General features: G+C 42.2%; 16 protein-coding genes and 1 pseudogene. 4 read left to right on the top strand and 13 right to left on the bottom strand.

The genetic code is table 11. From position 1 onward, the window contains the following. Positions 1-30: 30 nt before the first annotated feature. The 3 genes from Vgang_RS01585 to Vgang_RS01575 form a co-directional block, all read right to left on the bottom strand. On the bottom strand, positions 31-1,683 hold the full coding sequence (locus tag Vgang_RS01585) for a pectate lyase family protein (protein ID WP_105902540.1): 1,653 nt from the start codon (positions 1,681-1,683) through the stop codon (positions 31-33). Positions 1,684-1,884: 201 nt separating this feature from the next. Next, positions 1,885-3,024, bottom strand: coding sequence for an FMN-dependent L-lactate dehydrogenase LldD (lldD, locus tag Vgang_RS01580; protein WP_105902541.1), 1,140 nt, complete (start codon positions 3,022-3,024; stop codon positions 1,885-1,887). Between the two features lie 58 nt (positions 3,025-3,082). Then, positions 3,083-4,774: an L-lactate permease gene (locus Vgang_RS01575; RefSeq protein ID WP_105902542.1), complete on the bottom strand. Its 1,692-nt coding sequence runs from the start codon at positions 4,772-4,774 to the stop codon at positions 3,083-3,085. 200 nt (positions 4,775-4,974) lie between these two features. Between Vgang_RS01575 and Vgang_RS01570 the strand changes: the two genes are divergently transcribed. From Vgang_RS01570 to Vgang_RS01560, 3 genes and pseudogenes are all read left to right on the top strand, one after another. Further along, positions 4,975-5,877 (top strand): LysR family transcriptional regulator, encoded by a 903-nt coding sequence (locus tag Vgang_RS01570; protein WP_105902543.1) that lies wholly within the window; start codon positions 4,975-4,977, stop codon positions 5,875-5,877. Between the two features lie 1,630 nt (positions 5,878-7,507). Then, the gene (locus Vgang_RS01565) at positions 7,508-7,879 is read left to right on the top strand and encodes a GreA/GreB family elongation factor (protein WP_105902546.1); all 372 of its coding nucleotides are present in this window, start codon (positions 7,508-7,510) and stop codon (positions 7,877-7,879) included. A gap of 265 nt (positions 7,880-8,144) precedes the next feature. Beyond that, positions 8,145-8,366 (top strand): annotated as a pseudogene (locus Vgang_RS01560) (transposase domain-containing protein); the annotation flags it as partial. A gap of 56 nt (positions 8,367-8,422) precedes the next feature. On the opposite strand, the gene Vgang_RS01555 reads toward Vgang_RS01560, so the two are convergent. The 6 genes from Vgang_RS01555 to Vgang_RS01530 form a co-directional block, all read right to left on the bottom strand. Continuing rightward, on the bottom strand, positions 8,423-9,229 hold the full coding sequence (locus tag Vgang_RS01555) for an endonuclease/exonuclease/phosphatase family protein (protein WP_211294046.1): 807 nt from the start codon (positions 9,227-9,229) through the stop codon (positions 8,423-8,425). An 86-nt stretch (positions 9,230-9,315) separates the two neighbouring features. After that, on the bottom strand, positions 9,316-10,944 hold the full coding sequence (locus Vgang_RS01550) for a PTS transporter subunit IIBC (RefSeq protein ID WP_105902547.1): 1,629 nt from the start codon (positions 10,942-10,944) through the stop codon (positions 9,316-9,318). Positions 10,945-11,003: 59 nt separating this feature from the next. Beyond that, on the bottom strand, positions 11,004-12,737 hold the full coding sequence (locus Vgang_RS01545; RefSeq protein WP_105902548.1) for a glycoside hydrolase family 13 protein: 1,734 nt from the start codon (positions 12,735-12,737) through the stop codon (positions 11,004-11,006). A gap of 68 nt (positions 12,738-12,805) precedes the next feature. Further along, positions 12,806-13,771, bottom strand: a complete 966-nt coding sequence (locus Vgang_RS01540; protein WP_105902549.1) for a LacI family DNA-binding transcriptional regulator — start codon at positions 13,769-13,771, stop codon at positions 12,806-12,808. Positions 13,772-14,410: 639 nt separating this feature from the next. Further along, positions 14,411-16,054, bottom strand: a complete 1,644-nt coding sequence (gene groL, locus Vgang_RS01535) for a chaperonin GroEL (RefSeq protein ID WP_105902550.1) — start codon at positions 16,052-16,054, stop codon at positions 14,411-14,413. 67 nt (positions 16,055-16,121) lie between these two features. Next, positions 16,122-16,412 carry a co-chaperone GroES gene (locus tag Vgang_RS01530; RefSeq protein ID WP_105902551.1) on the bottom strand — a complete coding sequence of 97 codons (291 nt, stop codon included), beginning with the start codon at positions 16,410-16,412 and terminating at the stop codon, positions 16,122-16,124. Between the two features lie 293 nt (positions 16,413-16,705). Between Vgang_RS01530 and Vgang_RS01525 the strand changes: the two genes are divergently transcribed. Continuing rightward, a complete protein-coding gene (locus Vgang_RS01525) occupies positions 16,706-18,055 on the top strand; it encodes an MATE family efflux transporter (RefSeq protein WP_105902552.1) in 1,350 nt (449 codons plus the stop codon). Positions 18,056-18,188: 133 nt separating this feature from the next. On the opposite strand, the gene cysE is transcribed toward Vgang_RS01525, so the two are convergent. The 4 genes from cysE to Vgang_RS01505 form a co-directional block, all read right to left on the bottom strand. Beyond that, positions 18,189-19,010 carry a serine O-acetyltransferase gene (gene cysE, locus Vgang_RS01520; RefSeq protein ID WP_105902553.1) on the bottom strand — a complete coding sequence of 274 codons (822 nt, stop codon included), beginning with the start codon at positions 19,008-19,010 and terminating at the stop codon, positions 18,189-18,191. Between the two features lie 192 nt (positions 19,011-19,202). After that, complete coding sequence (gene gpsA, locus Vgang_RS01515; RefSeq protein ID WP_105902554.1) at positions 19,203-20,225, bottom strand: NAD(P)H-dependent glycerol-3-phosphate dehydrogenase; 1,023 nt, start codon at positions 20,223-20,225, stop codon at positions 19,203-19,205. A 233-nt stretch (positions 20,226-20,458) separates the two neighbouring features. Next, entirely contained in the window at positions 20,459-20,923 is a 465-nt protein-coding gene (gene secB / locus Vgang_RS01510) for a protein-export chaperone SecB (protein WP_105902555.1), read from the bottom strand. A gap of 111 nt (positions 20,924-21,034) precedes the next feature. Further along, positions 21,035-21,490 (bottom strand): rhodanese-like domain-containing protein, encoded by a 456-nt coding sequence (locus tag Vgang_RS01505; RefSeq protein WP_105902556.1) that lies wholly within the window; start codon positions 21,488-21,490, stop codon positions 21,035-21,037. Positions 21,491-21,912: the final 422 nt, after the last annotated feature.

Genomic DNA, 21,912 nt, shown 5'->3' with positions numbered 1-21,912 from the left:
CGGGGGCTTTTTCATTTACTCATTCATCCCCTATTTGGCGTGATGAGGGTTAAACTTTAACTTACCGGAACCGGCGTGACGTACGACTTCATTTTTCACCTGTTGTGCAGGCTGCAATTGATAATCGTAGCTATAACGAGGTAGCCAGAACTCGCTATCGCTGTTAGGTGACAAGATGGTTAATGGTGAATTGCTACTTGAACTGGTGGCTCGTGTCTGAGCAATTTCATTCAGATCCATGTCTTCACCATTGACTAAGTTACCTTGTGCATAGAAGTAAGTAGCACAAGCCCCTACTTCATAACGTTGGGTATTTTCACACTTAGTTCGGTTCGATTGGCTAGAGCTGAAGCCGATGATCTTCTTAGCAAAATCTTCACCTTTGATCTCAAACGAATTGTTCTCTGCCACGATTTTCGATGCAGTACCTAAAATAATGGCATCACCCATGCGGTAAGTTGGCGCAGGATCGCTGTTAGCGTCAAGCTGGAAGAAGTTGTTGTAAACATGCACTCGACCAAAACGAACACGCGGCATACGCTGGCCGGTATCTTGCCAATAGTTATGATGGAAAGTCACATCAATCGAACCTGGGCCATACGAACGCTCCGCATTGGTGGTATCGCTGCCACCCAACAAGTTGGTTTTATCGTGATTTTTAAAGTGGTTATAAGACATGGTGACTTGTGTCGCCCCGTTGGTCACATCCACTAAACCGTCATGATGCTGCACTTTTTGCTCTTTGGCATTATAAGGCGCCGCAAATACTGGCGGGTACTTATCATCAGTACGCTTGCCATCACTAAAGGTGTTATGGTCAATCCACACACGATGGGCGTTATCCACCGATATTAAATCGTACTCCGAGTTCCAACGACCACCTTCAATGCTTTCACATGCAGCAGGGTTCACCTCATCACTGACATATGCGTCACTACAATTACCCACGCCAAATTCATTTTTATCAATTTTGAATGAATCGGTTGGGCTCCAAGATGGGAAGAAATCAAACGCATCTTTAAATTCGATATTGCGGATCACAATATTAGACACAGGCTCCTCGCCATTTTTGCCTAATAATAAGGTACCAAAACTGAGCTCAGCATTATTGCCTAAACCTAAAATAGAGGTATTTGAGCCCACACGCAGGACCGTATACGCCGCTTGTGCTTTTTGATAACAATCACGCGCGTCTTCTAGTGGCCCAGATACCGCCGGCGGACGACCATTAGAAGCAAGGCTTTGTTTATTCCAAGTGTGAGGGTTAAATTCGTTGCGGTAGGCTTGGTAAAAAGTGTCGTAATCGTTGTAGCCATACTGCTCACATTGAGCCATGAAATCTTCCGCCGTCATCGATTTATTGCCTTTTTGATTGGCGGATAAATCAATTTTGCCTTTGATATAAATGACTTTTTTCTCATTGCTAGGATCAGCATTGATGTTGGCATCTTGGCTACCGTATAAAGCCTCAATCAACTGCTTACGATTCGTGACTGTGTAGATACGGTCGGCCGTGGCACCAGCGCCACCAGTCACACTTTCCTCGGCACTCGCCCAACCATTTGCCCCCATTGAACCTACCGATTTTTTGTGTTCCACCGGCTGAGGAATGCTGCTAAAAGCCATTGCTGAAGTGGCCGTGAGTGAAGCCATGATAGCCATAGCTAAAGGTAACCGTTTCATACGTTCTCATCTCCATATTGTTATTATTACTTCATGTATTGATTCATGCGCCTGTTTGTTTTTTGCACACAAATAGTAATAAAACAGTATTTTGATTTTTAAAGTACGATATTTTATTTATGTGATTTATATTGCCTTTCTTTGAGCAAAGTTATTGAAATATGAGACAAAGAAAAGGCCAATTGAATTGGCCTTTCAAAGTTATAAATTTGAAACCAGAGAAGTTGAAGATAAATCGTTAATACTTTTTGCTCCGGTTAGCGTCATCGCTACTTTCATTTCTTTTTCATATAAATCTAATAAATTTTCAACACCTAATTGGCCTTGAGCTGCCAACGCGTAAACAAATGAGCGACCTAAAAGAGTACAATCCGCACCTAGGGCTAACATTCTCACTACATCTAAACCCGAACGTATTCCGGAATCGACTAAAATTTTTATATCCCCCTTTACAGCATCAGCAATATCAGGCAAAGCTCTCGCTGTCGAGAGCACACCATCCAATTGCCTTCCACCATGATTAGACACCACTATTCCATCGGCACCAAAGCGAACCGCATCTTTCGCATCTTCCGTATCTAAAATCCCTTTAATAATCATAGGACCTTCCCAAAAATCTCGGATCCATTCTAGATCTTTCCATGAAATGGAAGGATCAAAGTTAGCACCCAACCAACCAATATAATCTTCCAATTTGGTTGGTGTACCTCGGTAAGCTGAAATATTGCCCAAATCATGAGGCTTCCCATTCAAACCTACATCCCATGCCCACTTAGGATGAGTGACAGATTGCATCACTCTGCGAATTGCGGCATTCGGCCCGCTCATACCAGAATGCATATCTCGGTAGCGCGCCCCTGGGACTGGCATATCTACCGTAAAAACAAGAGTAGTGACTCCTGCTGCTTTAGCTCGCTCCAATACATTTCTCATAAAGTCACGATCTTTTAAAACATAAAGTTGAAACCACATCGGCCGTTTAATCGCCGGTGCCACCTCTTCAATAGGACAAACGGAAACTGTCGATAAAGTAAAAGGGATACCTTTATTACTTGCTGCTTTTGCAGCTTGAACTTCACCACGCCGTGCATACATTCCAGTGAGTCCGACGGGAGCAAGTGCGATTGGCATATTTAAAGCTTCACCAAACAGTTGTGTTTTCAAATCCAACTCAGACATGTTATTCAAAACACGTTGGCGCAAAGCAATATCAGATAAATCATCACTATTACGCCTTAAAGTATGTTCTGAGTATGAACCACCATCAATATAGTGAAATAAAAATGGTGGTAGCTTTGATTTAGCCGCAGCACGGTAGTCAGTCGAAGATGAAATAATCATGGATATATTCCTAATATTAGATAATACATTTTATTTACTGAGTTCAGTCCTAATCGTCTTAACCCATTAATACATCGGTCATACCAAAGCCATAGGCAAGAAGAAGACCAATCAATCCTGTAGCAACAAGGTAATAAAGTGTTGGAATGATCGTTTTACGTAGCGTTGCCCCTTCACGACCTAATAACCCAACCGTAGCTGAAGCTGCGACAACATTATGTATAGCGACCATATTTCCAGCCGCCGCCCCTACAGCTTGTAGAGCAATAACCAAAATACTAGAAATATTTAATGCATGTGCCACTTCAAATTGAAACTGACTAAACATCATATTTGAAATGGTATTTGAGCCCGCAATAAAAGCCCCCAATGCGCCAATTGTCGGGCTAATTGCAGGAAAAAAGTCGCCAACTAAACTTGCAGCAAAATTGGCAGTCATCACAGGCATACTGTCCAAGCCGGACATATTGACGCCGGAGTTAATAAAAATCCTCACCATCGGGATAGTAAAAATAAGGACAAATCCGGCTCCAATCAAAGTCTTCGTTGACTCCCCAAAAGCCTGAGCTAAAGGCTTCGCATTCCGCGCTTGAATCAATACGGCTACTAGAGCTGCGAATACAAGTACCCCGCCAGGTAAATAAAGAGGTTCTATCGAAGCGCTAATTCCTTGCTCACCAAGAATATTATTAAAACTCAAGCTAACGCTTAGCAACCAACCTTTAAAATCTGCATTAACACGGCTTAGCACTAAAACGATACCTAGCAATACATATGGAAGCCAGGCTATAGCCAAGCTCATAGGTTTGCCTTTAATATCGTCTAGTTCCATTTTTAATGAACCTAACCACTCTGCAGGCCATTCTTTTTCTGGGCAAAAATCCCAAGATTTTTCAGGTACTAAAAAGCCTTTTTTGGCTGCAGTCACTACAATCAACAAGCCAAACAAACCACCGGCTAATGATGGGAATTCTGGCCCTAAAAATATCCCGGTAAATGCATAGGGAATGGTAAATGCTACCCCTGCTAGTAGTGAAAATGGGAGAATATCCAATCCTTCCTTCCAACTACGATTTTTTCCAAAGTAGCGAGTTAACATAACAGCCATTAATATTGGCATTAAGACACCAACACAAGCATGAATAATGGCGACCGTAGAAGTGATGTGTTGTAAATATTCCCCCCAATTAGAACCTTGGGAGATTAGAACACCATCAATTTTATGAGTATCAAGCCCCTTATTAATACCCACCAAAATAGGGGTTCCAACCGCACCAAATGATACCGGTGTTGACTGAATCATCATGCCAATAAGAACAGCAGCTAAAGCAGGAAAACCAATAGCAACTAATAATGGAGCAACAATCGCAGCAGGAGTACCAAATCCAGAGGCACCTTCTATAAATGAACCGAAACACCACGCAATGATAATCGCCTGTACACGCCGGTCTGGGGAAATATTGGTAAATCCATTACGAATAACCGTGATCGCCCCTGTATACTTCAGTGTATTTAGTAACAAAATGGCACCAAAAACGATCCATAGCACCGTAACGGTAATACCTAAACCTTGTAGTATTGAAGCAATAACTCGATTGGTTGTCATATCCCAAAAAGTCAGCGCAATCATCACCGTTAATATAAATGAAACAGGCATCGCTTTTTTAGCTGGCCAATTTAGTCCAACAAGTAAAATGGCTGCCACTACGATAGGTGAAAAGGCAGCCAATGCTAATTGAGTTACACTCATGGAATCCATCCTTGTCCTTAAGCCCTGCATCCTTATTAGGATTTAACCTGCAATATGTGAAACAGATTAAATGCTTGAGCCACATTATTGAATTGAAGTGATTGTTATGATTTTGTTTTTATCTGGTTAATATATGTCTTTATTTTTTATGCACATAGATAGATAATGAAATTCATTATTTCCAAAAACGACATAATATAATGCGAGTAGATGACTTAATTTTATTCTCTCAAGTTGTTGAGTTAGGGAACTTCAATAAAGTCGCTGAGAAAAATAATCTTACAAATTCAGCAGTTAGCAAAAGAATTGCCCGATTAGAGGATGATTTGGGAGTTCAATTGCTATACAGAACAACTCGAAAACTCACGCTGAGTGAAGCTGGTAAAGTCTTGCTAACAAAAGCAAAAAGTGTGAGGTATGCCGCGCAAGAAGCAGAAGATGCTGTGGCAGGGTTCGGTGAAAACATCAGTGGTCACATTCGAATGTCGGTTCCGGCTATCTCTGGAGATCTACTATTGGCCGACGCTGTTGCTGAATTTTGTAATAAATATTCTGGTTTAACTGTCGACATGTCTCTGGATAATCGTTTCGTCAATTTAATAGATGAGGGTTTCGACTTAGTTATTCGTACTGGATACTTAGAAGACTCAAGTCTTATCGCTAGACATATTCTTGATTCCCAATGGATTGTATGCGCATCACCCTCTTACATCATTAGAAATACAAAACCTCTCACACCACAAGACCTTGTTAACCATAATTGCCTTCAATATAGTTATCAAACAACAGGGGCGACCGATTGGGAATTTAAAGGAAATGATGGCAACTATATTGTAAAAGTATCGGGAACCTTCACGACTGACAACGCAATGGCATTAAGAAAAGCATCACTTGGTGGCCATGGGATTGCTTATGTACCCAAGTGCTTGGTTTATCACGATTTACGTAATGGAGAATTAATCGATATCTTCCCGGAACAAGTTGGTAAAAAGCTTGGTGTTTATGCTGTATATCCTTTTACTCGGCAACCGCCTCATAAAGTTCGATTATTAATAGAGCATATTCGTAATCGTTACCTTGCAATATCTCATTATTTTGAATAACAAAAAAGGCTCACTACCTAAGCAGTGAGCCTTCAATTTTAAGCGTTTATAGGGTCAGATAAGTGCTGATGTTTAAGCCTAAAGGTGGATTACATCATGCCGCCCATTTATAAAAAACCGAATAAATTCAGATGTTAAAAAACAAAAAACTATTTAACACCCTAAATAACACCCTAAAAAAATAATTAGGGCTCACAAACCATCAACTTAGCTTGCCTTGCCAGCTCTCTTGATTCAATTCTTTCATCTATTGAACGTTTTGTAATATCGATAATCCTTTGTCGTTTAGCTATATCTCTAGGTACTGGAATAATCAGTTCCAGAATGCGTTTCCCTAATGAATCTATAATGTCCTGTGTAAATCTCTTCGACTGAATTTGATCTATAACTAGAGGATTAGATAGGGCGGCTAAAAGCATATAAGGCGACATTACAGCATCATCGTTTATTCTTATCTTGTAAAGATGACTCTGGTACAGCATTTTCGTATCGTATCGTTCAATCTATTTAAGCAACAAAGCCGGCTAAAGTGTAACTGCGAACTCATAAAGCCAATTCATTAAGTATTACGTTTTCCTCAGCAGGAAAGTGAATAGCCTAAGTCCAACTCCCATTATCTAATGGACCGTAAATCGATATTTGTCGCAAGATCAGTCAGCTTACTGGTATCGTAACTTACAACAGGGAGTTTTTGATTCTGGTGATTAATTCCGAAACACAAACATGCTGGTTCACAGAACATCAATATCAACGTTAATGTCTGGGGAGTTTTCTGTTTGCTTAATCTTGTTCATCTTCCTCAAATTCAATTCAGGAAGAGTCAAAAACGTCACGTCGTTCAACTAGAAAATCGCTATCCGCCTTATCAGCATCTTCCGAATAGACCCCAATCTTTTTCACTTGTAGCCGCGAGTTCATCCGAGTGTGCTGTATGACTTGTTAATCCCTCTAAAAGGTCTTTTTCTGACAACCGCTTTTTACTCATAACTTACTTCTCGATTCGAAAATGGCATTAGAAAATTTATTGCATAACGGACCACAAGCCGTAACGTAATATCTGAGAGAAAAGCATCTGGGTTGACCAAATCCGAATTAGACTCATCAATATCATCAATTCGATTAGCCATGAAATCCTCTGAAACCCTTTCAACATCAGAGAAAGGCAACCAATATGGCTTTGTTTCGGGATTGGCAAAAGGCTTAGACAAAAATATATTCAAGCCTTTTTGTTTTTAGGGCGTGATGGCGCTTATTTGAACTGCACAGTAATCATCTGACAACCTAGTTCGATCACACAAAGCGAAATAGCTTGCACCCATCGCTGCTTTTTTTGTTTCTTGGTGGTATGAAAATCACCACTTTATGCTAAGACTTTGGCTTTTCTGCTACTAACTGCCAGAGGCTTGAGTAGCGGCACCATTTTGTTTCCCTTTTCTGTTTTTCTTGCCATTTTGTTCGCTTGAGTGCTTTTGCTTTCTTTTTCCTGCTCGCTATAGTGCTATAGAGCTTTCCAATCATACGAGGTTAGAAAACATGGTGACGATTTTCCTGAACTAAGCCGGAGGTGACGCACTTCCGGTTCAATGCACTGCAATTATCTGTAAGACAAGGCATTAAGAAGGAAAATATCATGTTTGAACGTTGGTTCACTGCGTACTGCTTGGCGCTGCGAACTTGGTGGTTAACCAGTCGCTTTTTAACCTATCAATCACCACTAAGATTATTGTCGCTGTTTGAAGCTTACGAACAGCAAACCCAGTGTCGCAACTTAGCCCGAATTGCGATTGGCGACACCGTTCGCTTAGTGGATCTTGACCGCTCATATCAATATCGCATGACGTTAGTTGATTCACGTAAGAGCCAACCTCTTGCGGGGATGCTAGCTGTTGACTCGTACTTAGGTTCCCGATTGTTGGGACGTTCTCAGGATGATGTCTTAGAACTCGAGATATTCAACCAGCGCCGCTGCTTTGTGATTACCGAAATCATTCATCAATCATAGCCACCGACACCGCATCTGGTGTGTAGCTGTATGTTATGTCAGTAAAATAGAGGTGAAGTCATGAGTAAAAAAGACAAGAAGCAACCCCAGTTAAGCTTGAAAGAAAAACGTAAGTTGAAGCAAGAGAAAGCGGCCGAGCAAGGGATGGTGAAAGCGCGTAAACCATCTCGCAAATAAAAATTGCGGCTTATAAGCCCACCGTAAGAGGTGGGCTTTGTATTGTTGTCGCGTAGGAAAAGCGAGCTTAATTTGAGGTCTTTGATGGCGCGTTGAACGTGCAATTAAGCCGCTGGTTATTGGCAGAAAAAATTGGCTGTTCTCGACAACTGCAAATGGCGCTGAAGCGAGCGCGATGCTTTACAGCATCGTCGAGACAGCGAAAGCCAACGGCCTTATCCTTTACGACTACATAGTCAAGTGCATGAAAGAGCTAGCGAAAGCAGAACCTGATATCAATGCACTCCTGCCTTGGAACTTCAAACATTAGTAATATCGCCCGTGGGTTCATGGGGCAGATACTAAGGTTTAGCCTATGAGTAGACATTAAATAATGTCTACTTCCACCAGAACCCCAAAGTGATCCGATACAACCGGATAAAAATCGTTATTAAAAATCACCTGATGCTGCTTTACCACCATCGTTTGATTACTAAGAACCAAATCAATACGTAGCGCTTGGCTATTTTGTTCCCAACCATCAATATTTTTAATTACAGTAGTTCCGGAGTCTTTTATTTCTGCTATTTCATAACAATCTATCAAGCCGCACTGTAATACATAATCATAACCTTCATTGCGTATATGGCTTGGGTTATTAAAATCACCTAATAGAAAGCTCAACTCTGTTGACAATGTTGCCTTTATTCTGTTGAACTGGTCCTCAAATGAGCTCTCTGAGTCACTCCACCAGCCGCAATGACAATTATAAAGATTGAAATCACCTCGTTGAGAAGTGACCTTAATACGCACTGCTCGCCTATGTTTCCAAAAGCTCACATCATAGTTATCACTTAGGTCAATGACCTCATGTTCTACAATCGGCAGTCGCGTCAAAAATGCCAGTCCCTCTTGATATACATCATAACTTTGATGAACGAAATCCCATGTAAGTTGGTAGTGATAACCGTATTCCATGAGTTTTTTCTGTAATAAATATCCATAGTTATCAGCGAGCACGGTGTGATTAGTTAATATATTGTCATCAACAGCCGGGCTATTTTGATGTTGATTCACTTCCTGTAATGCAACGACATCGCACCCTTGATCGATAATGGCTTGCGCTACCACATCCAACTTTTCTAGTTGTTTCTCTTCTTGCCAACTATGGGTATTTAGCGTCATTAACTTCATTTATTATTCACTTATTAATTGTAGTGAGTTAAACGCAGCGCAAGGCTGCGTTTCTCGAGGATATTTTATCTAAGATAGAGAATGAATTACGCAGATTGTGCTGAAAACTTCTCAACTAATCTAGATTTAATGACATCTACTCCTGGACCATAAATAACTTGTACTCCCTGTTCTTTAATTACAGCACCAAGTGCTCCTGTCGGCTTCCATAATGCATATTCAGCAACCAACTTCGGGTCATTAACTGTAATGCGCAAGCGAGTCATACAAGCATCAATCTCAACAATATTGGCACGGCCACCTAAATTCTGAATAATAATGTCCATCTTCTCATCTTCTGACATGGATTTTGAACTTTCATCGAGGTAGTTACCCATACGGCCCGGTGTTGGCAATTTAAATTTGACAATGAGAAAACGGAATAATCCATAGTTAACACCAAAGAAAACAATAGAAACCAATGCGAAACGAACCAAATCACCACCGATTCCTGCTGAAACCATCATAGGTATACGAGTGAGTAACTCAATCAAACCAAAGGCATGTATACGTAGGTCCATCACATCGACTAACGCAAATGCAACCCCTGTTAATACCGCATGCGCAACATACAAAACAGGAGCAATAAACATAAACATGAATTCAATAGGCTCTGTCACACCGGTTAATAACACAGCAAGACACGCAGATAAAAACATTGGCTTGTATTGTGCACGCTTATCACTATCAACGCAGTGATACATCGCAAGTCCAATACCAATCAATGAAGACGCTGCGATAATAACTTGACCCGCTTTAAAACGTGCTGGATGCACCGTATCTAATAGATGTTGGTAAGTTGTCGGATCGCTTAATTTAAGATTATTTAAATCGCTAACCCAAGCAAGCCATAGAGGATCTTGACCATAAACACTTGAGCCCGCATTCATCCCAGTCAAAAGCTCATAAGTACCACCCAACTCGGTGTAATTCATTGGAATAGTTAAAGTGTGGTGTAAACCAAATGGCAGTAATAAACGCTCTAACGTACCATACAAGAAAGGAGCAGTGATCGGCGCAGTGTCTTTAGAGGTTGCAATCCATTGGCCAAAATCATTAAGTGCACCTTGAATTAAAGGCCATACGATTGATAAAACAAACGCAATAATCATCGAATAGAAAATAACAACAAAAGGTACAAAACGCTTACCGTTGAAAAATGCTAATGCCTGAGGTAAACGAGCGAAGTCATGATAACGGTTAAATAAGTTGGCACCTAAATAGCCAGACATAATACCGATAAACACACCCATATTTAGAGCAGGAGCACCCAAAATATTAGTGAAGAATTGAGAGACTGGTAGCTCAGAACCAAATAGGCTCATCACAACCGCCTCGGGATCACTGAGCATAGTGTTATCCACGCCTAATATAACCCCAGTGATACGGTTAATTAAAATGAAGGCGATCAGTGCGGCAAATGCTCCTCCTGCGCGTTCTTTAGCCCATGATCCACCAATAGCGACAGCAAATAATAGGTGAAGGTTAACTATAATCCCCCAGCCTATGTTTTCCATAATAGCGCCTAGTGTTTCAATGGCACCAATACCACCGGCATACATTGTGACAACTTTACCGAGTGATATCATGATACCAGCGGCTGGCATCACCGCGATAACAACGATAAGGGATTTTCCAAATCGTTGCCAAAAATCAAAAGATAGTAACTGACTCATAAATGATTCCTTGGTTTAAATGCAGGGCACCCTTATCAAGAGCCTGCGATAAATATAATTTAGTGTTTTCTTGCAAATACATAGGCAGCATAAGGTGGGGCAATTTGCGTCGCTATAAAATCTGAGCGAACGTGTTCATTATTGATATTCTGATTATCAAGTATTAACTCGCCTAATTGCATGAGGTCTATATCAACGATGCTCTCTTGTGGACTTAAATTGGTAATAATGGTCCATGTAACATCTTGTGCAACACGTTGATAAGCATAGATATTATGATCGTTAGGTAGCAGTAATTGATAGCGGCCAACCACTAAACTTACATTTGACTTACGCAGAGCAATCAGTTGCTTATAGAAACTCAAAATCGAATTTGGATCTTTCTGTTGTTGCTCAACATTGATATCTGCGTACTGTTGATTGACTGAGAACCAAGGTTGCACCTCAGAAAAACCGGAAAAATCCTGCGCATTCCATTGCATTGGCAAGCGACTGTGGTCGCGAGATACTTGATTTAACAAGGTTAAGATGTCTGCATCGCTTTGACCTTGTTGAGATAACTTTTGAATTAAATTTCTAGCAGACACATCATTAAACTCATCAAGAGAAGTAAACTGATGATTTACCATACCAATCTCTTGGCCCTGATAAATAAACGGAGTCCCTTTCATCAAGAAATAGCAACTCGCTAACGCGGTAGCACTGGCATACCTAGAGTTAGGGTCAGCAAAAGTATCAATGCTGCGAGCTTGATCGTGGTTTTCTAAATAAAGAGCATTCCAGCCTTTACCTTCTAATGCATCTTGCCAACGCGATAAAATGCGTTTGAACTTCACTAAATCTAAAGGCTCGTTGCTTTGCTCTTCCGACCATAGTTTCATGTGTTCAAACTGAAAAATCATGTTGAAAACACCGCCTTGATCGTGCTCGGTCGCTTCAGCAACCCAAGGTAATGCATTGTCGGCAGTCACCCCATTAGCCTCACCAACTGTCACTATATTAAAGGGATCAAACGCCTGCTCTTTTAACTCATGCAGATGCTTTTCAATCCCTGACACATTCATATGATAATCAAACGAAGAGACATACTTTTCACCCTTTGGATTGGGTAAAGAAGGTAAACCTGGTTGTTTCTGAATATGGCTAATTGCATCCACACGAAAACCATCAATACCACGCTCCAACCACCAATGAATCATTTTAAATAGTGCTTGTTTAACTTCAGGATTTTCCCAATTCAGATCAGGTTGTTTTTTTGAAAATAGGTGCAAGTAGTACTGTGCAGTTTTTTTATCATATTCCCATGCACTGCCATGAAAAATACTTTCCCAGTTGTTTGGGTCGCAAGTCGGTTTTTCAGCGGTAGGCTCACAACCATCACGCCAAATATACCAATCGCGCTTAGGGCTATTTTTGTTATCTCGAGATTCAATGAACCATGGGTGCTCGTCGCTAGTGTGGTTGATCACTAAATCCATAATAATGCGAATGCCACGTTTATGAGCAGCACTGATTAGTTCATCCACATCCTCAAGGGTTCCAAAGTCAGGATGAATCGCTTGATAGTCACTAATATCGTACCCGTTATCATCATTAGGTGATGCATAGAATGGGCAAATCCATATTAAATCAATGCCCAAATCAGCAAGATAATCGAGCTTAGCAATGATGCCATTGATGTCACCAATACCGTCCTGGTTTGTATCATAAAAACTACGGGGATAAATTTGGTAGGCGGTTGCTTTCTTCCACCACGCGAGTGATTTTGAGTGCATATTAGGAGCGAGTGTCATCGGTTATACCACATGTGTTATCGTTAACACATATGGTTAAATAGAACCGATTTGGACTCAACACAATTTCAGAGGAATTGTGAGCTTTCTCTCATCTTTATGTCGAATGTGCCTTCAACCGAACTGAAATCGCGCTTGAGCAATTTTTTGACAGCTTGGTAGCCCACTTGATAGTAGTTAAAAGCGACAGTCGTCAGGCTCGGGACTAACAAATCGCTGTAGTCATAGTCACCCATGCCTACAATCCATACGTTCTGACCGATCTTGAGTTGCTGTTCTTTGGCGCGACGATATAAACGAATGGCAATATTATCGGTGGCACAAAAGTAGACATGATTAGGCTGTAATTGAACGGCCTGATAGCCAGCGTTGTCTTCAGAGTTGACTAGGGCTTGTAGTGATAAATCCAACTCAGGGACGATGTCGGTAATCGTGGCTTGCATCGACTTAGTGCGGCTAGAAAGCATACGCTCATCATAAATATAATGTACGGCGGCCAGCGGTGCCTGCTGCTGTTTTAACTGAGCGATGGTGTGGGAGACGAGGGCTTTAATCGCTGCATGATCTGGGTAATATAAACAGCAATGGTGGGGGGTATTTTTGCCAATAAATACCACATTGTCTAAGGTTCGATAAAAAGTCTCTTCGACACTGTGCTTTGACGCAATAATAATCGTGCCCAATGCATTTAAGCCGTTAAACTCTCTCACAGCTTGGCATTCTGACTCATGGTTAAACCCTGAAGCATGAAACAGCATTCGTACTTGTGATTCATTGGCAGCAGCCAGCGCCCCTTTAATCACTAAACTGGTCGTATATGACTCAATACGAGGAGCGATGAAACCAATAATATTGGATTGGCTACGAATGGAGCGAGCAAATATATTAGGAGTGTAATGACTCTCTTTAACGATAGCATCAATTTTAAGGCGGTTCTCTTCCGAGACATAACCGCCATTAAAGTAACGCGACACAGTCATTGTTGAAATTCCAAGCTGCCTTGAAATCTCAGCCATGGTCATTTTTTTACTCATTACCTATTTCCTTCAATAATGCACTATTGCCATATTTCCAAGTGACTTCAAAATACAGGATTCAGAGTTGAGTCACTTGGGCATAGTATCCAATATATTGACTAACAACACAGTAAATAAAACTGGGTGGACGCATGAGTGTTTGATTTTTACTCACAAGATTTAGACAAATATTTTTCATTAGGTATCAGAGTTGAGGTGTCTAGCATAGATTAATGCACAGAAATGAAATTTCAAGTAACTCACTAGATAGTCATATTTCACATTTTTGTTTCAAAACAAGCTGAACGTGATACTGAAGCTCACTGGCTGTAAATAATATCCTTGTGAAAGACGTGATTATACCTCTTCAATAAAAAACCTTATTTTCTATATTTTGTCATAGGACAAATGTCCTACGGTATAGAGTTATTATATCTATTACAGGTCTGTGAAAGAGAATAATACTGGTTGGAATATTCCAACCAGTATTTCTCTTTTTTGGAACGAATTTAATCGTCTAGGTGGGATGTCCTGAACACTCCAGTTGAGCTACCATCCTTTCATTCAGGGGATGGTTTAACAGCCACTCTTTATGAGGTCACCATTAACCTTAGTTAAATCAATAACTAAGAGACAGTCAGCACGACTCTTGTCGCACTACATCATTCCACCCATACCGCCCATTCCACCCATGCCGCCCATATCAGGCATTGCAGCTGAGTCTTGTGGCTTGTCTGTCACCATTGCTTCAGTTGTGATCATTAGACCTGCAACCGATGCCGCAAATTGTAGTGCAGAACGAGTGACCTTAGTTGGATCCAAGATACCCATTTCTAGCATGTCGCCGTATTCACCTGTTGCTGCGTTGTAACCATAGTTACCTTCGCCTGCGCGAACGTTGTTCGCCACAACAGATTCTTCATCACCGGCGTTCTTAGTGATTTGACGGATTGGTGCTTCCATCGCGCGAAGTGCTACGCGGATACCCACGTTTTGCTCTTCGTTATCACCTTCAAGACCTGCCACTTTAGACGCTGCGCGGATAAGTGCTACACCACCACCTGCAACGATACCTTCTTCAACCGCTGCGCGAGTTGCATGAAGCGCATCTTCAACACGGTCTTTCTTCTCTTTCATTTCAACTTCTGTTGCTGCACCGACTTTGATTACTGCTACACCGCCAGCCAGTTTCGCTACGCGCTCTTGTAGTTTCTCTTTGTCGTAATCAGACGTTGCATCTTCGATTTGTTGACGAATTTGCGCTACACGGCCTTGGATCACTTCTTCTTCGCCCATGCCGTCAATGATAGTTGTTGCTTCTTTAGTGATGGTGACGCGTTTCGCTTGACCTAGATCTTCTAGGGTTGCTTTTTCTAGCTCTAGACCAATCTCTTCAGAAATCACAGTACCCGCAGTTAGAACCGCGATATCTTGTAGCATCGCTTTACGACGGTCACCGAAACCAGGTGCTTTAACCGCTGCTACTTTCACGATACCACGCATGTTATTCACCACTAGAGTTGCTAGCGCTTCGCCTTCTAGATCTTCTGCGATGATCAATAGTGGGCGAGAAGCCTTAGCAACTGCTTCTAGTGTTGGAAGCAATTCACGGATGTTAGATACTTTTTTGTCAACCAATAGGATGAATGGATTATCTAGATCCACGCTACCCGCTTCTTGGTTGTTGATGAAGTATGGTGATAAGTAACCACGGTCAAATTGCATACCTTCAACTACATCTAGTTCGTCTTGAAGTGCTTGACCTTCTTCAACAGTGATAACACCGTCGCGGCCTACTTTTTCCATCGCTTCGGCAATGATTTTACCGACTGAGCGGTCTGAGTTAGCTGAAATAGTCGCCACTTGCTCGATTTCAGTGCTGGTTGAGCAGTCTTTAGAAAGACCTTTTAACTCTTCAACTGCTGCCGCTACGGCTTTGTCGATACCACGTTTTAGGTCCATTGGGTTCATACCCGCAGCTACCGCTTTAAGACCTTCAGTGATGATAGATTGAGCCAGTACCGTTGCTGTTGTTGTACCGTCACCCGCTACATCGTTCGCTTGAGAAGCCACTTGCTTCACCATTTGTGCGCCCATGTTTTGGAATTTGTCTTCCAATTCAATTTCACGAGCGACAGACACACCATCTTTAGTGATAGTTGGTGCGCCGAAAGATTTGTCTAGTACCACGTTACGGCCTTTAGGACCTAGCGTTACTTTTACTGCATCTGCTAGGATGTTGACACCCTCTAGCATTTTTACACGTGCGTCGTTACCAAATTTAACGTCTTTAGCTGCCATGTTTTTATTCCTTATAAAATCTAATTGAATGCTTTGGTTTTGAATTCAGAAGTTAATAAGTCAGTACTTATTCTACGATCGCTAGAATGTCATTTTCAGATAGGATCAATACTTCTTTACCATCGATTTTTTCAGACTTAGTGCCATAGCCTTCTGCGAAGATCACTGTGTCGCCCACTTTGACGTCAAGTGGCTGCACGTTACCATTTTCTAAAATACGACCTTTGCCGACTGCTAGAACTTTGCCGCGAGTTGATTTTTCCGCAGCTGAACCAGTTAATACGATGCCACCAGCAGATTTCGATTCTACTTCTTGGCGCTCAACGATAACTCGGTCATGTAAAGGACGAATGTTCATCTGTGCATCTCTCCTGATTAGATGTTCATAGAAAATAATTTAAAGGTACCGAGCAATTCTCCTCGGTCTGTTTGGATATGTGGGGTGAGAGTGGCCAAAACCCAAGCCCTACAATGAAAAAAAGTGTGATAAAGATCAGAAAAAGAAAGTTACGAAAGCCGAATATACCTCGAATCTAGTTTCGGACAGAGGCTCTCCTTCGCTATACAAAACTCGCAACAACCTTGTCCTAACCTAGTCATAAGAAACAAAAAGGCTTATCCTACCCCCTTGCTTATCAATGAAAGATCCCGATGCAAGATAAACACGGCTTACTCACGGCTCCTATCCCCAAAACACTTCAAACCATGACTGTTCCAATGGTTATGGGTTTGCTTGCGATACTCACATTTAACCTCGTCGATACCTTTTTCATTTCACTTCTTGGTACCGAAGCGCTTGCTGCCGTGAGCTTTACTTTTCCAGTCACTTTTAGCGTCAGCTGTATCACACTTGGTATTGGTATGGGGCTTTCTGCCAATGTTGGACGCTTTTTAGGTCAAGGCGATACCAGTATTGCCGCGCGCTTTTCATGTCATGGGCTTATCCTCGCAGTATTGCTGGTGATGAGCGCATCCACTCTTGGACTTTTTACCATCGCGCCTTTATTTCATTCATTAGGTGCCGACGACACGCTTGTACCCCTCATCGATCAGTATATGCAAATTTGGTATCTCACTATCCCATTACTGGTCATCCCTATGGCGGGTAACAGTGTCATCCGCGCAACAGGTGATACCAAAACACCAGCCAAAATCATGATGACGGCTGGCCTTATCAACGGCATGCTCGATCCATTATTGATCTTTGGCTACGGTCCATTCCCTGAAATGGGAATTCAAGGAGCAGCGATCGCTAGTGCGGTAAGTTGGTTTGGGGCATTAATCGCCTCGCTTTATGTGTTAACCAAACGAGAAAAATTACTGGCCCCCCCTAAGCTACAATACATAGCGCAAGATTGGGCGCAAATCTTAAAGATCGGCACACCAGCCGCGTTTTCTAGCGCGATGAACCCATTATGTGGAGCGGTATTAATGATGATGCTCGCAAGCTATGGTACAGAAGCGGTCGCAGCCTATGGCGCAGCGCAGCGTGTTGAATCCATTATGATCATCGTATTGATGTCACTTGGCTCAGTGTTAACGCCATTTATTGCACAAAATATTGGGGCCAATAATCTACAGCGCAGTTTCCAAGCCTTATTCACTGCCATTCGTTTTGCTTTGGTCTTTCAATTTGGTCTCTTTATTTTAATGGTGCCACTGAGTATGCCCATCGCTAGCGCCTTCAGCCAAGAGCCTAAAGTACAAGATCTACTGTGGCATTTCTTAATCGTGGTGCCAATCAGTTACGGATTTCAAGGCACTGTGATGATGCTCGTCAGTTGTTTAAATGCCATGCACTTACCTGTCAAAGCCTTTGGATGGAATTTTTCACGCTTATTTATTTTTACCTTGCCGTGCGCTTGGGTAGGCAGTCAAATGCAAGGCGTTGAAGGGCTGTTTATTGGGATTGCAGTAGGAAATATCATTGGTGGATTGATGGCATATGGGTATGCATTAAGGATGCGACGAAGTGCCTTGTCTCTGGTGTCTAACTCCTAGAAGAAGCAAAACTGTTTCGGGCTGCTAGTTGCATGAACGCTTTGCTCCGTGTTGCTGGTAGCATCTGTTCTATGCAACACGAAACTGTCTTTATCTTATAATGTCTCTAGTACTGTTTCTCCAAAGCCCAACTTCAAATCCCCGCGCCATCTATCAACTTATGACCATTACCATTAAAGTCTTGATCCATATCTTCTGAAGGCTTGGCACTTTGTGGACGACCTACAATACGAGCAGGTACGCCTGCAACAGTTGTGTGTGCCGGTACCGCTTGCAGCACCACAGAGCATGAGCCAATTTTTGCGCCTTCTCCGACTTCTATATTACCGAGAATTTTGGCACCCGCACCGATCATCACGCCTTCACGGATCTTAGGATGGCGATCGCCACACTCTTTACCCGTACCACCCAGTGTCACGTCTTGCAAAATCGAGACATCGTTTTCGACTACTGCGGTTTCGCCAATCACAATACCGGTCGCATGATCGAGCATGATCCCCTGACCAATACGTGCCGCTGGGTGAATATCCACCTGACAAGCTACCGAAATTTGGTTTTGTAGATAAGTAGCCAAAGCATAACGGCCTTTTTTCCATAACCAGTTTGCCACACGATAGCCTTGCAGCGCATGGTAACCTTTTAAATAAAGAAGAGGGGTTGAATACATAGAAACGGCAGGATCTCGGCTCACAATGGCACAAATATCACACGCTGCGCTGTCAGTTATCGAAGGATCATCTCGAAAAGCCTCTTCCACCACTTCACGTACTGTCATCGGAGGCATGGTCGCCGTACGCAGCTTATTCGCTAAAATGTAACTCAGCGATGCCGCCAAACTATCATGATTAATGATGGTGGAATGATAGAAACTCGCCAACATTGGCTCTTGTTCTGCCTGCTGGCGTGCTTCTTCAACAATCGTGTCCCAGACTTTTTGTTTTTTGCAGTGTTTCATATGTGTTCCTAGTTACTGTCCCTAGTGCCTAGCGGGGTAAGTGTTTCGCATAACGCTAAAATATGTTTCGAGTTGAGCGAGCGCTTCATTCCGTGTTACAGCTAAAAGCCCAAGCGGTTGCGTGCTCCGAGTACGCTTCGCTTTTGATTTCTCCAAAACACGCTGTTCGCAACTAGCTTTAACAACGCTCTTTTACCCTTCCGCTTTTTTCTGTCTTGCCAACAAATCTTGCGCCGCTTGTCGAGCGTCTTTTCCTTGATATAACACTTGGTAAATTTGTTCAACAATCGGCATTTCAACGCCCATGCGATCCGCTAATAGCCACACTTCTTTGGTATTACGATAACCTTCAACCACTTGACCGATTTCAAGTTGAGCGGTATCGACATCTTTACCTTGGCCAAGCGCTAAACCAAAACGACGGTTTCGTGATTGATTATCGGTACAAGTGAGGACAAGATCCCCAAGACCAGCCATCCCCATAAAGGTTTCAGCTTGTGCTCCCAGCGCAGCGCCTAGGCGAGACATTTCAGCTAAACCACGGGTGATCAAGGCTGTACGTGCGTTGGCACCAAAACCAATGCCATCTGACATACCGGCGCCAATGGCAATCACATTTTTAACCGCACCACCAAGTTGCATACCAATAAAATCATTGTTGGCATATACACGGAAACTCTTGCTGCAGTGGATGGTCTCTTGCAAATCTTTTACAAATTGCTCATCAGGTGATGCAACAGCAATTGCCGTTGGCATACCCAACGCCAATTCTTTCGCAAAGGTTGGCCCTGATAAGACGGCTAAGGAAATATCATCTCCTAATACATCATGAGCGACATCTTTTAATAAGCGACCAGTTTCTGGCTCTAACCCTTTGGTTGCCCAACAAATACGAGACTCTGGGCGAAGATGGGGTTTTAAACTATTAAGAACGATACCAAACACATGACTCGGTACGACAACTAATAAATCACGCGTTGCAGCGACTGCTTTAGCTAAATCTGGCTCAATGATTAAGGATTCAGGGAAATCAATGCCCGGTAAAAACTCTTCATTGGAACGATCTTGTTCTAGAGACGCCATATGCTCAGGCTCGTGGCCCCACAACATCACTTTAGATCCATTACGAGCCAAGGCAATGGCTAAAGAGGTTCCATAAGATCCTGCGCCGATGACCGTCATTACGATATCATTGTTTGGATTTGAGTTTGGCATGGTTTTGACCTTTAAAATAATGAATAGCGTTGCTCGGATGCTTCGCATTTCGTTGCTCGTGTCTCGAAAAAGATAAGAGCAAGCACAAAAATAGATTGTTAACTATATTCGAGCTTCCAAGAAGCGCAGCGCCCTAGAACAAACAGCGAAGCGGCTGCTCCTAGAAAAAACAAAGAGCGAAACACTAAAACTAGTCTCCGCTCTTTTTCATTTTACTGCAATATCAAAACAGATTAAGCGTCAGCTTGCTCTGCTTGACCAGCTTGTTGCTGTAAGTAGTTCATGAACAATGCATCAAAGTTTACTGGTGCAAGGTTCAATTGTGGGAATGTACCTTTCACTACTAGGCCTGAAATGGTTTCACGAGCGTATGGGAATAGGATATTCGGGCAGAAGGCACCTAGGCAATGCGCCAATTGACCTTGTTCCATGTTTTCAGCAGTGAAGATACCACCTTGTTGAATTTCGCATAGGAAAGCAACGTCGTCTGCGTTTTTAACCGTTACTGTCAAACGTAGAACCACTTCGTACACGTTTTCACCTAATTCACGGCTTTGCGTATCAAGATCCAGCTTCACATCTGGTTCCCACTCTTTTTGGAACATTTGTGGAGAGTTTGGCGCTTCAAAAGAAAGATCTTTTAGAAAGATACGTTGAATTGTGAAGTTTTGTTGTTCTTGAGGTGCTGCTTCAGCCATGATGAATTCATCCTTATTAAATTAAAATATCTATCGATAGAACACTTCGCTACTTGAACGCTGCGCTTCTAGTGACTCGAGTAATGAGGTTCGAGCCATCGAGTACCGTGATTATTTCTTACCTTTCTTACTTGCGGCTTTATCTGATACAAGTGGTAAGTTGTTTTCGTTCCAAGCTGTCATGCCATTTTTAAGCATGTTTACTTTCTCAAAGCCAGCTTTCGCTAATAGGTTGGCACTTTCGTGTGACGTTTGACCTGTTTTGCATAAAACAATGATTGGGGTCGCTTTGTATTTTTCAATAGCTGAAATAGCGCCTGACTTAATGTCTGATGGTAAAATGTGAACTGAGCCCGCAATATGACCACGTTTGAACTCGTCTTTTGAACGAATATCGACCACGACACCATCTTCACGGTTCACTAAATGGGTCAATTGACTCGCAGTAATCGTTTTGTATTTCGCGGTTGATGATTTAAAGATCGTCCCGATCAATGCTGCTAGCACAGCAACCCAAACTAAAGACAAAATCATGTTTTGTTGGAAAAATTCAATATATTCTTGCATGCCCTACACTCATACTGCATTCGCTGGGAAAACCACAGCCATTAATTGGAAAGGCAAGAGTATAGCGGGCAAAGCCGCGAGTGGCGAGAGCAAAGGTAGAAAAGACGATTTAGATAGCAAAAAACTGAAAATAAATGCCTAGTCGCTAGATGGCGAGTTAATACGAAAGATAAGAGCATGACGACTCTAATAAGTATCGAGCCTGATCCATTAACGCTCTTCTTTTCTCGAAACTAAGAGCTAGAGACTCGGAACACGCCCCGCTTTACCACCTATTAATCCCATCGATCATTTCGATTTTCATCTAGACTAAATATTAGGCATAATGGGCCACATCAAGTGAAAGTTAATACCAGATAAATGTGACACCAAAAGGGTGAACGTCAGTTAAATTGATCTTCCCCTACTGTTTAGAGCGAAAA

Origin of the sequence: Vibrio gangliei, from assembly GCF_026001925.1 — a bacterium.
Classification (GTDB): Bacteria; Pseudomonadota; Gammaproteobacteria; order Enterobacterales; family Vibrionaceae; genus Vibrio; species Vibrio gangliei.
This window is presented reverse-complemented; position numbering and strand designations above follow the sequence as displayed.

What these genes read in the sequence shown, in the direction of transcription:
- Vgang_RS01585 (WP_105902540.1), bottom strand. Translation starts at nt 1,683, where the DNA reads ATGAAACGGTTACCTTTAGCTATGGCTATCATGGCTTCACTCACGGCC.
- lldD (WP_105902541.1), bottom strand. Translation starts at nt 3,024, where the DNA reads ATGATTATTTCATCTTCGACTGACTACCGTGCTGCGGCTAAATCAAAG.
- Vgang_RS01575 (WP_105902542.1), bottom strand. Translation starts at nt 4,774, where the DNA reads ATGAGTGTAACTCAATTAGCATTGGCTGCCTTTTCACCTATCGTAGTG.
- Vgang_RS01570 (WP_105902543.1), top strand. Translation starts at nt 4,975, where the DNA reads ATGCGAGTAGATGACTTAATTTTATTCTCTCAAGTTGTTGAGTTAGGG.
- Vgang_RS01565 (WP_105902546.1), top strand. Translation starts at nt 7,508, where the DNA reads ATGTTTGAACGTTGGTTCACTGCGTACTGCTTGGCGCTGCGAACTTGG.
- Vgang_RS01555 (WP_211294046.1), bottom strand. Translation starts at nt 9,229, where the DNA reads ATGAAGTTAATGACGCTAAATACCCATAGTTGGCAAGAAGAGAAACAA.
- Vgang_RS01550 (WP_105902547.1), bottom strand. Translation starts at nt 10,944, where the DNA reads ATGAGTCAGTTACTATCTTTTGATTTTTGGCAACGATTTGGAAAATCC.
- Vgang_RS01545 (WP_105902548.1), bottom strand. Translation starts at nt 12,737, where the DNA reads ATGACACTCGCTCCTAATATGCACTCAAAATCACTCGCGTGGTGGAAG.
- Vgang_RS01540 (WP_105902549.1), bottom strand. Translation starts at nt 13,771, where the DNA reads ATGAGTAAAAAAATGACCATGGCTGAGATTTCAAGGCAGCTTGGAATT.
- groL (WP_105902550.1), bottom strand. Translation starts at nt 16,054, where the DNA reads ATGGCAGCTAAAGACGTTAAATTTGGTAACGACGCACGTGTAAAAATG.
- Vgang_RS01530 (WP_105902551.1), bottom strand. Translation starts at nt 16,412, where the DNA reads ATGAACATTCGTCCTTTACATGACCGAGTTATCGTTGAGCGCCAAGAA.
- Vgang_RS01525 (WP_105902552.1), top strand. Translation starts at nt 16,706, where the DNA reads ATGCAAGATAAACACGGCTTACTCACGGCTCCTATCCCCAAAACACTT.
- cysE (WP_105902553.1), bottom strand. Translation starts at nt 19,010, where the DNA reads ATGAAACACTGCAAAAAACAAAAAGTCTGGGACACGATTGTTGAAGAA.
- gpsA (WP_105902554.1), bottom strand. Translation starts at nt 20,225, where the DNA reads ATGCCAAACTCAAATCCAAACAATGATATCGTAATGACGGTCATCGGC.
- secB (WP_105902555.1), bottom strand. Translation starts at nt 20,923, where the DNA reads ATGGCTGAAGCAGCACCTCAAGAACAACAAAACTTCACAATTCAACGT.
- Vgang_RS01505 (WP_105902556.1), bottom strand. Translation starts at nt 21,490, where the DNA reads ATGCAAGAATATATTGAATTTTTCCAACAAAACATGATTTTGTCTTTA.